General features: G+C 37.9%; 18 protein-coding genes and 1 tRNA gene. 16 read left to right on the top strand and 3 right to left on the bottom strand.

Annotated elements, in window-relative coordinates; translation table 11 throughout:
- From Q0948_RS03690 to Q0948_RS03635, 12 genes are all read left to right on the top strand, one after another.
- The gene (locus Q0948_RS03690) at window positions 1-3249 is read left to right on the top strand and encodes an efflux RND transporter permease subunit (protein ID WP_298347621.1); all 3249 of its coding nucleotides are present in this window, start codon (window positions 1-3) and stop codon (window positions 3247-3249) included.
- Between the two features lies 1 nt (window position 3250).
- Complete coding sequence (locus Q0948_RS03685; RefSeq protein ID WP_298347624.1) at window positions 3251-3931, top strand: hypothetical protein; 681 nt, start codon at window positions 3251-3253, stop codon at window positions 3929-3931.
- A 29-nt stretch (window positions 3932-3960) separates the two neighbouring features.
- On the top strand, window positions 3961-5265 hold the full coding sequence (locus Q0948_RS03680; RefSeq protein ID WP_298491178.1) for a TolC family protein: 1305 nt from the start codon (window positions 3961-3963) through the stop codon (window positions 5263-5265).
- A 42-nt stretch (window positions 5266-5307) separates the two neighbouring features.
- The gene (locus Q0948_RS03675; RefSeq protein ID WP_298347628.1) at window positions 5308-5487 is read left to right on the top strand and encodes a CPXCG motif-containing cysteine-rich protein; all 180 of its coding nucleotides are present in this window, start codon (window positions 5308-5310) and stop codon (window positions 5485-5487) included.
- 237 nt (window positions 5488-5724) lie between these two features.
- Window positions 5725-5797: transfer RNA gene (locus Q0948_RS03670), tRNA-Met, on the top strand.
- Between the two features lie 81 nt (window positions 5798-5878).
- The gene (rimK, locus tag Q0948_RS03665; protein ID WP_298347630.1) at window positions 5879-6751 is read left to right on the top strand and encodes a 30S ribosomal protein S6--L-glutamate ligase; all 873 of its coding nucleotides are present in this window, start codon (window positions 5879-5881) and stop codon (window positions 6749-6751) included.
- Between the two features lie 50 nt (window positions 6752-6801).
- Window positions 6802-7026, top strand: coding sequence for a YgjV family protein (locus Q0948_RS03660; protein WP_298347632.1), 225 nt, complete (start codon window positions 6802-6804; stop codon window positions 7024-7026).
- A 134-nt stretch (window positions 7027-7160) separates the two neighbouring features.
- Window positions 7161-7385 (top strand): hypothetical protein, encoded by a 225-nt coding sequence (locus tag Q0948_RS03655; protein WP_298347634.1) that lies wholly within the window; start codon window positions 7161-7163, stop codon window positions 7383-7385.
- Between the two features lie 59 nt (window positions 7386-7444).
- Entirely contained in the window at window positions 7445-7906 is a 462-nt protein-coding gene (locus Q0948_RS03650; RefSeq protein ID WP_298347636.1) for an RNA methyltransferase, read from the top strand.
- A 123-nt stretch (window positions 7907-8029) separates the two neighbouring features.
- Complete coding sequence (gene era, locus Q0948_RS03645) at window positions 8030-8914, top strand: GTPase Era (RefSeq protein WP_021778259.1); 885 nt, start codon at window positions 8030-8032, stop codon at window positions 8912-8914.
- 71 nt (window positions 8915-8985) lie between these two features.
- Window positions 8986-9525, top strand: coding sequence for an RNA methyltransferase (locus Q0948_RS03640; RefSeq protein WP_298347639.1), 540 nt, complete (start codon window positions 8986-8988; stop codon window positions 9523-9525).
- An 84-nt stretch (window positions 9526-9609) separates the two neighbouring features.
- Window positions 9610-10095 (top strand): DUF4199 domain-containing protein, encoded by a 486-nt coding sequence (locus tag Q0948_RS03635; RefSeq protein WP_298347641.1) that lies wholly within the window; start codon window positions 9610-9612, stop codon window positions 10093-10095.
- Window positions 10096-10169: 74 nt separating this feature from the next.
- Here the strand turns inward: Q0948_RS03635 and Q0948_RS03630 are convergent, their stop codons facing one another.
- Window positions 10170-10820, bottom strand: a complete 651-nt coding sequence (locus Q0948_RS03630; RefSeq protein ID WP_298347643.1) for a lipocalin family protein — start codon at window positions 10818-10820, stop codon at window positions 10170-10172.
- Window positions 10821-11016: 196 nt separating this feature from the next.
- Between Q0948_RS03630 and rplU the strand changes: the two genes are divergently transcribed.
- The 3 genes from rplU to Q0948_RS03615 all read left to right on the top strand — a co-directional run bounded on the left by rplU (window position 11017) and on the right by Q0948_RS03615 (window position 12677).
- Complete coding sequence (gene rplU / locus Q0948_RS03625; RefSeq protein WP_298347645.1) at window positions 11017-11691, top strand: 50S ribosomal protein L21; 675 nt, start codon at window positions 11017-11019, stop codon at window positions 11689-11691.
- Between the two features lie 40 nt (window positions 11692-11731).
- Entirely contained in the window at window positions 11732-11992 is a 261-nt protein-coding gene (gene rpmA / locus Q0948_RS03620; protein WP_021778263.1) for a 50S ribosomal protein L27, read from the top strand.
- Between the two features lie 133 nt (window positions 11993-12125).
- The gene (locus Q0948_RS03615; protein ID WP_298347648.1) at window positions 12126-12677 is read left to right on the top strand and encodes a hypothetical protein; all 552 of its coding nucleotides are present in this window, start codon (window positions 12126-12128) and stop codon (window positions 12675-12677) included.
- Window position 12678: 1 nt separating this feature from the next.
- Here the strand turns inward: Q0948_RS03615 and Q0948_RS03610 are convergent, their stop codons facing one another.
- Window positions 12679-13383, bottom strand: coding sequence for a DUF6503 family protein (locus Q0948_RS03610; protein WP_298347650.1), 705 nt, complete (start codon window positions 13381-13383; stop codon window positions 12679-12681).
- 105 nt (window positions 13384-13488) lie between these two features.
- Between Q0948_RS03610 and Q0948_RS03605 the strand changes: the two genes are divergently transcribed.
- The gene (locus Q0948_RS03605) at window positions 13489-14073 is read left to right on the top strand and encodes a hypothetical protein (protein ID WP_298347652.1); all 585 of its coding nucleotides are present in this window, start codon (window positions 13489-13491) and stop codon (window positions 14071-14073) included.
- A 14-nt stretch (window positions 14074-14087) separates the two neighbouring features.
- On the opposite strand, the gene Q0948_RS03600 is transcribed toward Q0948_RS03605, so the two are convergent.
- A complete protein-coding gene (locus tag Q0948_RS03600; protein ID WP_298347654.1) occupies window positions 14088-15608 on the bottom strand; it encodes a GH3 auxin-responsive promoter family protein in 1521 nt (506 codons plus the stop codon).
- Between the last annotated feature and the right edge of the window lie 135 nt (window positions 15609-15743).

Here is a 15743-nt window from a genome sequence, read left to right as displayed (position 1 = left end):
ATGCGTAAAGTAATAGAATATTTTATCAAATATCACGTAGCTGTAAACGTGATTGTATTAATGTTTGTAGTCTTTGGAATTTACGGAGCATTATCACTCAACTCATCATTTTTTCCACTTGTAGACTCTAAGAATATAAGTATAAGTGTTATATACCCAGGAGCTTCTCCACAAGAAGTAGAAGAAGGTATTGTGCTTAAAATAGAAGATAACCTTAAAGGATTAGATGGAGTTGAGCGCGTAACATCTACTTCTAGAGAAAACAGTGGTAGCATTAATGTAGAGATAGAAAAAGGGAAGGATATTGATTTTATGCTTCTTGAAGTAAAGAATGCTGTAGATCGTGTGCCTTCATTTCCTTCTGGTATGGAGCCTCTTGTAGTGGCAAAGGTTGAAGCAATAAGGCAAACTATATCTTTTTCTATAAGCGGAGAAAACGTATCGCTTGAGACTTTAAAACAAATAGGACGCCAGGTAGAAAATGACCTGCGTGGCATAGATGGTATTTCTCAAATAGCAGTATCTGGATATCCTGAAGAAGAAATTGAGATAGCTGTAAATGAAAACAGTTTGCTGGCTTACGACTTGTCTTTTGCAGATGTATCTCAGGCAGTGAGCTCTTCAAACATATTAACAACAGGAGGGTCTATAAAAACAGAGGCAGAAGAGTATCTTATAAGAGCAAATAATAGAGCTTACTACGGTGACGAGCTGTCTAATGTCATTGTGAGATCAAATGCTAATGGAAGAACCATACGTCTCAAAGATGTTGCAGAGGTAAGAGACCGTTTTTCTGAAACACCTAATGCAAATTACTTTAATGGAAATCTTGCTGTAAATGTGACCATAACATCTACAAATACAGAAGACCTTATAGGTGCCGCAGAAAAGGCAAAAGAATATATAGAAGACTTTAATGCAAAGTATAACAATGTACAGCTAGCTGTTGTAAGTGACTTATCTATAACGCTTGTACAACGTACAGCATTACTTACAGAAAATGCCGTTGTAGGGATGCTCTTGGTGCTATTGTTTCTATCAGTATTTTTAAATACACGACTAGCATTCTGGGTAGCCTTTGGGCTTCCCGTGGCATTCTTAGGGATGTTTATGCTTGCAGGTTATTTTAATGTGACGATTAATGTATTATCATTATTTGGGATGATTATCGTGATAGGTATTCTGGTAGATGACGGTATTGTCATAGCAGAAAACATCTATCAACATTATGAACGTGGTAAAACCCCTATACAAGCTGCCGTAGATGGTACAATGGAGGTGTTGCCTCCTATTCTTTCGGCAATAACTACAACGATTCTCGCTTTTGGTATTTTCTTGTTTTTAGATGGAAGAATAGGTGAATTTTTCGGAGAGGTTTCGGTTATAGTAATGCTTACGCTGCTTGTTTCTCTTGTAGAAGCCCTCATTATACTGCCAGCTCACCTTGCACATTCTAAGGCATTGCGAGCACAAAGCAATAAGCCTAAAAAGGGAATGGCAAAGCTATTCTCAAAACTGCGCTATATAAATGAGTTTGGAGATCGTATTATGGTCTGGTTGCGTGATCGCGTGTATAGCCCAGTACTGAGATTTGCACTCGACTACAAGTTCTTGATGTTTTCATTTTTTATTGCATTTATTTTACTCACCTCTGGGAGTTTTGAGGCGGGTATTATACGTGGAGCGTTTTTCCCGCGTGTTGCAAGTGATAATGTGAGAATAAGTCTTGAGATGCCTAATGGTACAAATGCGGCTATCACAGACAGTATTATCTCTATGATAGAAGAAAAGGTTGTAGAGACAAATAAAGAGCTAACTGAAAAGTATAAAAATGAGATAGATGGACCTATGTTTGAGAATATTATCAAAAACATTGGGCCAGGGACATCTACAGCTTCTTTAAGCATAAATATGCTTCCGGGAGAAGAAAGACCTAACGAGGTTACTTCTATCATAGTAGGTAATATGATACAAGAGAAGGTAGGTCCTGTAATAGGTAAAGAAAGCCTTGTGTATGGAGGCGGAGGTAACTTTGGAGGAAGCCCAGTTGCAGTTTCTTTATTAGGAAATAATATAGCCGAACTTAAAGCAGCAAAGGCTGAGCTTAAGCAATCACTAGAGACCAACCCTGTATTAAAAGATATAACAGATAATGACCCTGCGGGTATTAAAGAAATTAGATTAGAGCTCAACGAGTCTGCATACTCACTGGGACTCAATTTGCAAACTGTAATGGCACAGGTACGAGCAGGATTCTTTGGGGCACAAGCGCAGCGCTTTCAGAGAGGTCAAGATGAGATAAGAGTATGGGTGCGTTATGATCGGGATAATAGATCATCTATATCTAATCTAGATGATATGCGTATCACTACGCCATCTGGAGCAAAGGTGCCTCTCAATGAGATAGCATCTTACACTATTGAGCGTGGTGATGTGGCAGTAAACCACCTTGAGGGTAGAAGGGAGATACAAATACTTGCAGATCTCAAAAACCCAAAAGAAGTAAGTGCCACAGATGTAATGACAGATTTGCGTACTAACGTGATGCCAGAGATACTATCTAAGTATCCTACAGTAACACCATCATACGAAGGTCAAAACAGAGAGGCAGGTAAACTTACAGACTCACTTATACCTGTAGGCCTTACGGTGCTATTACTTATTTACATAGTGATTGCATTTACCTTTAGAAGTTATAGTCAGCCGTTGATGTTATTGCTTCTTATACCATTGAGTTTGCCAGCAGTAGCCTGGGGGCACTGGATACACGACTTCCCGCTTAACATATTATCTATGCTTGGTATTATAGCCTTGATAGGGATTATGGTAAATGATGGCTTGGTGCTTATAGGTAAGTTTAATACTAACCTAAGAGAAGGTATGACCTTTGAGGATGCTATTTTTGATGCTGGTCGTTCTAGATTTAGAGCTATCTTTCTTACCTCAATCACAACTATTGCTGGTCTTGCACCGCTTATTTTTGAAGAGAGTAGACAAGCACAGTTCTTAATCCCAATGGCAATATCTATTGCATACGGGATAGGCTTTGCAACGGTACTTACGCTTGTAATGCTTCCTATCTTTTTATCATTTAGCAACTGGGTAAAGACCACTACAGATATGTTACAGAAGGGAAGAAAGACAGCTAGAGAAAATCAAGAGAGAGCCGTAAAGGAAATGGAAGAAGAGCACGAGAATGACAACCAAGAGCTTCAAGTTCCCTTTAAGCCTAAAACAGATATAGCGTAAAATGAATTTGTATAAAAATCATACACCGCGAGAAATTGTTGCCGTGCTAGAGCATAGCGACAAGCTTACTTATGAAGCAAAACTCAACTTGCTAGATACTATTAGAAAGCAATCTATAGATGTTTCTACAGAAAAGCTGGAAGAGCAAATTGCCCATAAAGAAACGGCCATCGCAAATCTTGAAAACCTAGAAGAACTAGGCTTTCATTATGAAGAAAACACAACCACAGGAGAGATTGTAGTAAAGCGCACCTCCAAAGCAAAAATTATGGATATCATATCCATAGTACTAGGTGTGTTACTGTCACTTGTAGGGCTTATAGCTTTCTGGCTGCTCGTTGCAATTTTTACAGGCGATAACGAGTTTGGACTTGATAAGTTGTTTATATATGTGTTAATGATTACTGCTGGACTTGTAGGTTTTAAAATGCTATCAGGTATAGAGCGTTTTTTAGATTTTAATAGCTTTTTGCTTACTAAATCTGGAGGTGAAGTAACTATAAAAAAAGGAGGACTATCTGGAGCTCAAACTTACCTTAGTAGCCAGCTCGGGATTGAAGAAGAAGAAGGAGAACTCGTTTTTCATATAAATGATATTGAGTTCATAAGAGCAAATCAAGACAACCTAGTGCAAAGACGTACACTAGAAACATTATTACTTAAAATGACTGCAAACAGATGATACAATCTTTTATAAAAAGTATAGTTGCTATGGTGTTGTTATTCGCTTTCGCGAAAGCGTATGCACAAGACCTCCCAGCACAATTACTCACAAAAGAAGAGGCCGTGCAGATAATGCTTGAGAATAACTTTGGGATACTACTCGCAAATAATCAAGTCGCCATAGCTGAAAACAATAAAAGTATCTTAAATAGTGGCTACTTGCCATCCCTCACAGGTAATGCAGGTGTAAATTATAGTATAGATGATCAAGAGGCTACCTTTCAAGATGGTAATGTAAGCGCTGTAGATGGGGCAGAGACCACAAGATATAATGCTTCTATTAATCTTAACTATACCTTGTTTGATGGGTTAGGTAGGTACTATAATTATAAAACATTAAAAGAGCAGTATGGCTTATCACAGCTGCAAGCACGAGAGACCATAGAGAATGTAATGTTGCAGCTATTTTCTGTGTATTATGAAGTGGCTCGTATTGAAGAAAACTTAGCTGTTTTAGAAACCGCTTTAGATATTTCAAAAGCAAGAGAGGTACGTGCGCAATATCAATTTGATTATGGACAAGTAAATAAGTTAGAGGTGCTCAATGCACAAGTAGATATTGTGACGGATAGTACAAACATTCTTACTACCAGACAGCAGTTACGTAACGCACAGCGAGATCTTAACGTAGTCCTCGCTAGAGAGCTGGAAGACTTAAAAAGTGCAGATACTACCGTTACTTTTATAAACCCGCTAGAAGTAGAGCGCTTTATAAGTGAGGGTATCACAAATAATGTATCTATTCTTCAAGCAGAGCAAAATATTACGATAAGTGATTATCAAATTAAACAAGCTAAATCTTTGCTTTTACCTACCATAGGTCTTACAGGTAGTTACGGCTGGACAGAGGGTAATTTTCCTGCTACAAATTTTCTTGCCTCAAGCACCTCTACAGGTTTTCAAACAGGTGCAACCCTGCAGTGGAATTTATTTGATGGCGGCAGCTCTATCATAGGAGTAAAGAATGCAAAAATCTTTTTAGAAAATCAAAAGTATACCCAAGAGCAACTAAGGCAGCAGGTACTGGGAGACATTGCAAATGCAAAGGGAGATTATCTCAATGCCCTTAAAATCTATGAGCTTCAAGAGCAAAATGTAAGTACAAGTCAGGCTAACTTTGATCGATCAGAAGAGCGATTTAAACTAGGGCAGGTAAGTAGCGTAGAGTTTAGACAGGCACAACTTAACTTGCTCAATGCACAAACCACTAAGAATGCCGCAAAGTATACGGCAAAGCTGGCAGAAATACAGTTACTACAGCTCACGGGGCAACTCCTTAATGTGAAGTTGTAGGAGGTAATTCCGCTTTCGCGAAAGCGCAATAAAAACTACACTATGTTTGAACATTTTTTTCAATGTCCATACTGTTGGGAAGAGGTGTCTATGCTTTTAGACCCATCTGTGAGTACGGTTTATGTAGAAGATTGTGAAGTGTGTTGTAATCCTATAGAGGTACGCACCACTTTTGAAGAGCAAGAACTTGTAGGTTTTGAGGCTCGTGATATTGAACAATAAGCCGTTTCTGGTCTCTATTTTGTACATCTTGAGGTAGTATTTGAGATTTAAATACACTATTACCTACTCTCAATTAAATATATTGTTACAGATATGCCTGTCTATGTGGGGGTTGCAAATAATTAAAAAAATATCCTACATTTTCCTTTTATATATGACAAAAACGGTTGTATATTTGCACTCCAATTAACGCAGTACTGATGGCCTAATCAAGAAACGTGTTACTGGAACATACATCGCGGGATAGAGCAGTAGGCAGCTCGTCGGGCTCATAACCCGAAGGTCACTGGTTCGAGTCCAGTTCCCGCTACTAAGTAAAAAGTCTCAATCACAAGTTGAGACTTTTTTTATGCACTAATTTTGTGTCTAATGTCCCTATAAATTATACTATATGAAAATTGTTGTACTATCTCAAAACCCTAATTTGTACTCTACAAAACGAATTGTAGAAGCTGGTCAAAAAAAAGGTCACGAGATGATTATTATAGATCACACTAAGTGTAATCTCGTGATTGAAAAAAAGAATCCGACTATAGTATACAAAGGAGAAGAGATTAGGGATATAGATGGGATCATACCTAGAATAGGTGCTTCTGTAACATTTTTTGGGACTGCTGTTGTGAGACAGTTTGAGATGATGAAGGTGTTTTCTGCCACAGAGTCACAAGCCCTTGTGAGATCTAGAGATAAATTAAGAAGCTTGCAAATTCTTTCTAGAGCTGGTCTTGGCTTGCCTAAAACAGTGTTTACAAACTACTCAAAAGATGTGAGTCAGGTTGTAGATGGGGTAGGAGGTGCGCCACTTGTTATAAAATTACTTGAAGGTACTCAAGGGCTTGGTGTTGTGCTGGCAGATAATAAAAATAGTGCAGAGTCCATCTTAGAAGCTTTTAACGGGTTACAGGCTAGAGTGATTGCTCAAGAGTTTATAGAAGAAGCTGGAGGTGCAGATATACGTGTTTTTGTAGTAGATGGTGCTGTGGTAGGCGCAATGAAAAGGCAAGGAAAAGAAGGTGAGTTTAGGTCTAACTTACACCGTGGTGGTAGTGCAAATGTAATAGAGCTTACAGACGAAGAAGAAAATGCAGCCTTAAAGGCCGCAAAAGCAATGGGGCTAGGTATCGCCGGGGTTGATTTATTGCAGTCATCTAGAGGACCTTTAATTCTCGAGGTAAACTCATCACCAGGATTAGAAGGTATAGAAAGAGCTACGGGAACAGATATTGCAACCCACATTATTAAGTATGTAGAGAGAAATGCCTAGGCTACTGCTCTTGATTTAAAATTATAATATTAAAATTAAAGTGTTTATTTATGGAAATTAATCCTACCGAAATTATCGGTTATCTAGCCAGTTTATTTGTGCTGTTGTCATTTTTATTTAAAGATATACGTACACTACGTATTGTAAACTCAGTGGGTTGTGCATTTTTTGTGGTGTATGGAGTATTGTTGTCAAGTATACCGGTAATCGTAACTAATGTTGCGATATTACTAATAAATGCATACTATCTTTTTATAAAAAAGAATGTAAATTAAGGGGTTGAGTAGGAGTTTTCTCTCCTTTTAGACTTGATTATCAATATTTTATACTTGTGTAGTGCAAGTATTTATGGGTAAATCTTGTATAATATGGTGAGTTACATTACATTCGCCAAAATTTGAAATACTGTATGAAATTAATGGAAGAAGCGGTGGCTTTTGAGAATGCTTCAATGAGCAATATGTCCACCAGTGATCGCGTTGCAGCTTCAAGAGAAGCAAAACGCCTCATTCTTGCACTGAATGAGATTTTTAAAGAGACAAAGGATTCTGAAATAATGGATACAATGAAGCGTCTCACAGAAAAGAAAAAGAAGATTGAAAAACGCTTGAAGGGTAGACCTGATAGTATGTAAAATAAAAGAGACCTCACTTGTGACGGTCTCTTTTTTATTTATACCATAGTCATATATATATGCAGCCAGATAATTTTACAAACGAGTTTTTTGGGATAGGAATCCAGAATGGAAAAACTCCAGAAAATTTAGGAGTGCTCTGGCGTTCTGCTCAAAACCTTGGTGCTAGTTTTATTTTTACCATAGGCAACCGCTATGCAAAGCAAGCTAGTGATACACACAATGCTGTAAGTGCGATGCCTTATTATCACTATGATAATTTTGATGACTTTTTTAACCACTTACCTAAAGGAGCTCGCATTGTAGGTGTAGAGCTAGATGAGCGTGCACAATCGCTAGAGACTTTTGAGCATCCTAGGCGCTGTGTTTATTTACTAGGAGCAGAAGATCACGGTCTTACACGTGAGGCGATAGATAGATCTCACTTTCTTGTAAAATTCTCTTCTACCCTAAGCCTTAATGTGGCTGTAGCTGGGAGCATCGTGCTGTATGACAGAGCGCTGGCAAAATCTAGATCGTAATTATTGCGCTTTTGCGAAAGCGTAATACCTCCCATAACCACACATCATTTACATAATTAATAACTCTTTATATCCATAAAGGCAAACGTACTATTTAAAGTATCTTTGCCTAAAAGAAACACTATGTCGCACAAAGCCGGATTTGTAAATATTATAGGAAACCCTAATGTGGGTAAAAGTACGCTTATGAATGCCTTTGTGGGTGAGCGACTCAGTATTATTACCTCAAAAGCACAAACTACACGTCACCGTATACTAGGTATTGTAAACGGAGAAGACTTCCAGATGATTTTGAGCGACACGCCAGGTATCATAAAGCCGGCATACGAGCTACAAGCATCTATGATGGACTTTGTAAAAAGCGCATTTGAAGATGCAGATGTGCTACTTTACATAGTAGAGCTAGGAGAAAAGGAGCTCAAAGACGAAGCGTTTTTTAATAAAATACGTGGCGCAAAAATTCCCGTTTTATTACTCATTAATAAAATAGACAAAGGTAATGAAGAGATGCTGGGCGAGGCGTTAAAGCTTTGGTCAGAAAAAGTGCCAAATGCTGAGGTGTTTGCAATCTCTGCACTTGAAAACTTTGGCGTACCACAAGTGTTTAATAGAATTATAGAGCTACTACCAGAGTCTCCAGCATTTTATCCTAAAGACCAACTTACAGATAAGCCTGAGCGCTTTTTTGTAAATGAGATCATACGTGAGAAAATCTTGATGCACTACAAGAAAGAAATCCCTTATGCAGTAGAGATTGATACAGAAGACTTTTTTGAAGAAGATGAGATCATACGTATGCGTTCTGTGATTATGGTAGAGCGTGATAGCCAGAAGGGTATCATTATAGGTCATAAAGGAACTGCACTTAAGCGAGTAGGAGTAGAGGCTCGTAAGGATTTAGAAAAATTCTTTGGTAAGCAAGTGCATCTTGAACTATATGTAAAAGTAAATAAGAACTGGAGAAGCAGCGAGCGACAGCTCAAGCGTTTTGGGTATAACCAGAAGTAGTATAGATGCGCTTTCGCGAAAGCGTAAATCACCATCTTTCACACAATCTCCATACTAGATATTTTATCATCGTGAATAATAGAAAGCTTAAGAATAGCGAACTCAACAGAAAAACGGTTGCAGATTTTAAGGAGGCAGAAAAAACGCCACTTATTATCGTGCTGGATAACATAAGGAGTCTCAACAATGTAGGTTCAGTTTTTCGTACGGCAGATGCCTTCCTTGTTGAAAAAGTGTATTTGTGTGGTATCACTGCTACACCGCCGCATCGTGATATTCAAAAAACAGCACTAGGTGCAACAGATGCTGTAGCGTGGGAGTATGTGGAAGACTCAATCGCGCTTTCTCAAAAATTAAAAGAACAAGGTGTGAAGCTTTGTGCTATAGAGCAAGCAGAAGATGCTGTAATGCTAGACAAGTTTACTCCTGTAAAAGGGGAGAGGTATGCTGTTGTTTTTGGTAATGAAGTAAAAGGAGTGCAGCAAGAGATTGTGTCTTTAAGTGATACGGTACTTGAGATTCCGCAGGTGGGTACTAAGCATTCTCTTAACATTTCTGTAAGTGCAGGAGTGGTTATATGGGACATCTTTAGTAAGTTAGGCGTTTCTTAATGGGTTGTTAAAGTGTTATTTAACAGTCACTTATGATTTTTACTCATTATTTTGTTTATCTTTAAAAGAAAAAAGATAAACATTATGTCAAAATTCACAATGCCCATACGTTTTGCCATCGCAATGGCAGGCGGGCTCATCGCATATTTTTTAGTACTCGCATTATTTAACCTTCATACTAATGTTATGTTCTCGCTCTTTAATGGCGTGATTGTAGGTTTTGGTATTTATGAGGTGATTAAGTACACAAAGATTAAGAACGGACCAGCTTTTAGCTACACAGACGGACTTACTAATGGAGTGGTGTCTGGATTTATTGCTACTATATTATTTACGGGATTCTTTGCACTATATGCAGGTAATATAAACCCAGATTTTCTAGACGGTCTTATAGGGCCTTGGGAGAAGACGTATAATACAAGTATAGGCTCTGTAATATTTACAGTCGCAATAGGAGGGTTTTCTACCGCAATATGTTTATCGCTTTGTTTTATGCAGCTTTTTAAACCTAGCTGGAATACTGAAGGAACTAAGAAGGTATTACGGGAGAGAGGACCGGTTATTAGATAGTCCTCACTTGGAAAAAAATAAATTAAAAAACCGCCATCTGGCGGTTTTTTAATTTATAATGCTCAAGAGAAGTTTTAGTTTACTCTTGTAAGAATAACGATACTTTCTCCTTCAAAATTATAATCAACTCCTTCTGGGAAACCTGAAATTTCACTATTTCCAAGATCTGTTGTAAGTACTAAAGTTGTTTCGTTTAAAACTGTTATCGTAGAAGTGCCAGGGTTGATATCATCTGAAATGATCTGATTATCCGTTTGAAAAGTAATGAATCCTGTAAAACTCATTTGATCGCCATTTACACTCCAGTTTCCAGTAGTATTAATATCTTCAAAACTTGTAGTCTGAGTTATTTCTGAGCCATTCGTAGATGATGTGACTGTGTAATCATAAGAGCCATTTGCTATAAGTGAGCTGTCGTCATTAAAAGTAATAGTATAGTTAAAGTTTGAACCTGTACCGTAAGAAGTTGATGTGGCAGTCTGACCTTCGACTGTAAGATCTAGTGTGGTGTTATTTTCTAAAGAGGTAATCTCCCATTCTCCCACTATAAGGGTTGTGTTTACGTCGTTTATTTCATCATCTGTTGAGCAAGATGTAAATATAATTGTAAGAATGACGAGTGTAATGATTGATTTAAAATGTTTAATTGCTTTTTGATTGATTATTAATATGAAGGCGAATCTACTTTTTAAAATACTTAAAAACAATTTTTTGTAGGAATTCACTTTTATTTTGATGTTTTCTAAGTAATGTTAGTAGGGTGAGTTCTAAGTTATTTATTTTTAAATGCGTTTTTCATTTTTGAGCTTAAAAAAACACAATTAGCGATTGTAAATCACAAGATAAATAGTATATTTGCACCCGCTTAAACTGAGAGGTTTAGGCTTTTATTAGTGTAATAACAATATTTAATTAATCGCTATGTACGCAATTGTAGAGATAGCAGGGCAGCAATTTAAAGTTGCAAAAGACCAAAAAGTCTTTGTTAACCGCCTATCTACTGAAGAAGGAAAAAAAGTCGATTTCGACAAAGTACTTTTAGTAGGAGACGGGTCTAACATCACTTTAGGCGCCCCAGCTATAGACGGAGCTCTAGTAGGAGCTAAAGTCTTAAGACACCTTAAAGGTGACAAAGTAATCGTTTTCAAAAAGAAGAGACGTAAAGGATACCGTGTTAAGAACGGACACCGCCAGTCACTTACTGAAATCGTAATTGAAAGTATCGCTACTTCTGGAGCTAAGAAAGCTGCTCCAAAAAAAGAAGCAAAAGCTGAACCTAAAGCTGCTGCTCCTGCAAAGGAAGCTGCACCAAAGGCAGAAGCAAAAAAGGCTGCTCCTAAAAAAGCTGCCAAAGCTGACGATCTTAAAAAAGTGGAAGGTATCGGACCAAAAATCGCATCAACTCTTGTTGAAGCTGGTGTTGATACATTTGCAAAACTTGCAAAAACTGACGCTGCTAAGATTTCTGAAATCATCGCAGGTGTACGTGGAAACCACGTAACAGACACTTGGCCAGCACAAGCACAAATGGCTGCAGATGGTAAGTGGGATGAGCTTAAAAAATGGCAAGACGAATTAGACGGTGGTAAAGCATAATTGCAATACCATCAAGTATAACTTATAAAACCGAAACAAGATGGCTCACAAAAAAGGAGTTGGTAGTTCTAAAAACGGTCGTGAATCAGAATCGAAACGCTTAGGTGTTAAGATCTTTGGAGGACAGGCTGCAATCGCAGGGAACATCATCGTACGTCAAAGAGGTAACACGCATCACCCAGGTGAAAACGTGTACGGAGGAAAAGATCACACACTTCACGCAAAAGTGGATGGTGTTGTAAAATTCCAAAAGAAAAGAGACAATAAATCTTACGTTTCTGTAGTGCCTTTTGAGGCATAAGCAACTAAGATAATTGCTATCTCATTATATAAAACCCTTACCGCAATGCGGTAAGGGTTTTTATGGTTATACATACTTGATTGAGCTTTAAGTGTTTGGTATGTTGTTTGATGCAAGACACAAAACACTCCTTATGAGAATATTACTAGCGTTTTGTTGTGCCTTTTTATTGCAATCTTGCTTTCCTGTAGCAGTGGCGCCTAACCTGAGTGAGGGTAAGGTTAAAAAAGCAAAGAAGTTTAATAGAAAACTACCTAATAGATATGCATATCTATTTACAGACCCTAAGGATGCAAATGAGTTTTATGCGTATGTAAATACTAAATATGATCTCAATCATAACTATGTAGAAGATAATGTGCGCGTACTTATAAGTAACCAAGCCTATTATATCTCATTCTATGAAGTGGGAAAGAAGACGCAAACGGTCAATTTATTGAGACCACTAGCAAATAAGTTGCTTGAAGAAAATGGTGCGCCGCCCGTCTTTAATGATGATCCTTTGAGGGATTATGGTGATACCTGGTATATCGCATTACTTATAACAGATGAAGATTTTAACGACGCCTTGCATCCAGATTATAAACATTATAAGGATATAAGGCAATTTGCAGCTTCTCTACATAAAGAGTACTATAGTATGAGTAACTATAAGCAAGCCGCATTTACAGTGGAGCATAACTAGCTTAGTTTATCTTGATTTTATCTGTACCTAGATAGCCATCATTTTTATTGTAATACCAAGCTCGATCTTTAGGCATTTTTATACCTCCTATAGTAGCAAGATCAGTAAGCAATATGTACTCACCCGTAGTCTCATCATCACCCTTAAAAAATTGATATACCTCCATTGCATATGTCTCTGGGTCAAAATAAAACTGCCACACATCTGTGCCTACATTTTTATCATAGCGCACACGTGCTACTAGGTATTCTTTTCCTTTAAAGGTGTCCTTTTTAACATCCTTCTCGATAATAGTTCCCTTATCTGTGAGCTTCATAGGTAAACCATAGAGGTATGAGTAATAATTTCTAAACATTACAGTGCGTTCACAATCCTCATCTGCAGTGGTGCTTGTTACGACCTCTCCAGCTTCGTTTGTGTATTTGCAAGCAGTGCCTAGAAGTTCTCTAAAGCTGGTCTTGCCATCTTGTGTTGTAGTTACATTGAAGTACTCTCTAGGTAAATCTAGTGTAATTACACTTTTGCGATCTGGTTTATCTGGCATATCAAGTACGAGTGTAAATTCTCCAGTAAAGGTCTCCCAGTTGCTATTTGGGTCGTGATAGGTTATAGATTTTGCCACGAGCTCTGGTCCAGATAATTGTTGTGAGTACGCTTTCGCGAAAGCGCAACAAAATAAAACAGCAATAAGCGTATAGTTTTTCATTGTGAAAGTTTGAGCTATGAAGATACACATTGCTTTTTGATAACCATAACTAACTTTAGTATCGTCTTAACAGCTGTACAAAGTGATAAATTGTATCTTAAATATATGGAAGAAAAAGTAGAAGTAGCGCTTGAGGATGGAATGCTCAATCTAGAAAATAAGCAGATCCCAAAAGAGATTTATGATGAGGCAATTATTGCCTTAGAGCACTATCCAGAATTGTGGGATGCAGATATTACTTTTCAATTTAAGGACAATATAAGAAAGTCTACTATGCAGGCCCAGCCCAGGTGGGCTAGCTTTTTTAAATCTAGAAAAAACAGATCTTACATTATTTTAATCTCAAGAAAGATACAAATAGATCAAGAGGAGCTTAACTTTTCTGAAGTGCCCAGCGATGTGGTAATAGGATGGCTTGGTCACGAGCTGGGTCACGTGATGGATTATAGGGAGCGCTCTGCCTTCGGGATGCTGGTTTTTGGTGCTAAATATTTATACTCTGGTGCACATATAAAAGAAGTAGAGCGCACTGCAGATGTATATGCAATTACCCACGGTATGGGGTCATATATTTTAAAAACAAAGAATTTTATACTAGATCACGCTCATATCTCTGAGAAGTATAAGCAGCGCTTGCGTAGTTTATATATGTCGCCAGAGGAGGTGATGCACCTGCTTGAGAACGATTAAATTATAGAGTGAATTTATTGCTCATTTATAAAAACTTCAAACTGGGCAAACTTTTCTTCATCCATTACTTTTTCCATTTTTACCTGGCCACCTTTCTTCTTATTTGCGCCACTCCACTCGTGAAAGATATTTGGGTCTATGGTAGTTACTTTTACACCTTTTAGGGATTTGCCTCTGGCCACACCGTAGTTTTTATTGGCATTTTTAAGAGATTCATCAAGAGCCTTAGCAAGCTCTGTCTCGCTAGTAGTGGCTGTTGTTCCTAAATACCAACAGTGGTAAAACTCACCATCTATTTTTTTTGCACTCAGTGTAAACTCCGGTATTTTAATGTCAAACTTTTCTTCTAGATCTCTTAGAGCATCTTCCATTTTATTTACAGAAAGTTGTGAGCCTACAACGTTAAGGAAGAATTTCGTTCGTCCGGTGATTTTAATTTCGGCTCTCTCCACATCTGTAAATGCTATGGTATCGCCTATGAGATATCTCCACGCACCAGAGACAGTACTTATGATGAGTACATAGTCTACTCCCGTCTCTACTTCGTTAAGTGTAAGCGCAGGTGCATCTTGTGAGAGCGAGCCATCTTCATTAATATATTCAGGTTTAAATGGTACAAATTCAAAATAAACGCCGGCATCTGTGCTAAGCTTCATAGATGCTGTTTCTGGCCTGCTCTGGTATGCCATAAAACCTTCTGACGCTAGGTAGGTGTCTATAATGGTAATGTCTCGACCTAGTAACTGTCTAAAACTTTTTTCATAGGGTTGAAAAGCTACACCACCACTAGTAAAGACCTGTAGGTTAGGCCAGATGTCGTGTATGTTATCTACATTATGGTAGGCTATTACTTCTTTGAGCATAAGCTCCATCCAAGATGGGATACCGCTTAAGGCTCCTATATCCCAGGACTTTGCGTTTTCTGCGATGGTTTTAACACGCTCATCCCAGTTGTCTATTTTTGCTATTTCTTCTCCAGGTTTATAAAAACCTTTAAACCAGAAGGGGATATTGCTAGCTGTGATACCGCTTATTTCTCCCTCAAGAAATTCGTCATTTTCGGCGAGATCTGTAGAGCTTCCTAGCGCCATAACTTCTTTGTCAAAAAAGTCTGTAGGTAAATCATAATGTGCCAGCGCAGATACTTGTGCAATACTAGTCGTTCTTATAGCTGCTACCATATCTTCGGTCACAGGTATGCGTTTACTAGTTTTACCTGTAGTCCCACTTGATAATGCAAAATAATGTGGCTTACCAGGCCAGGTGATGTTTTCTAGGCCTTCCTTGATGCGTTTCCACCACATATCATTCATTTGATTATAATCGTGGTAGGGTATTGCTTTTTTGTAAGCCTCGCCCACATTATCTTCTTCTAGAATTTTTGAAAATCCGTAATAGATTCCAAAGGATGTATCCTTTGCTGTGTCGAGCATTGTACGTAACACGTTCTCTTGCTCTTCAACTGGGTTTGAGCTGGTGGTGAGTGTGTCTTTAAGATCAATTGCACCTTTTATTATAGAACCTAGAATAGCCATATGAGTTGGTTTTTTACAAATATGTTAAATAAACCCACTTAACTTATTGTCTTTAACCCAATCTTAAGGAACAATTGTGAAAAATATAGGAGCTTTAGGTAGGGGTAATTACGCTTTCGCGAAAGCGTAAAAAAA

The sequence above is a fragment of the uncultured Dokdonia sp. genome (genome assembly GCF_947496725.1).
GTDB lineage: Bacteria > Bacteroidota > Bacteroidia > Flavobacteriales > Flavobacteriaceae > Dokdonia.
The sequence above is the reverse complement of the archived record's forward strand: the minus strand, read 5'-3'. Positions and strand labels throughout refer to the sequence as shown.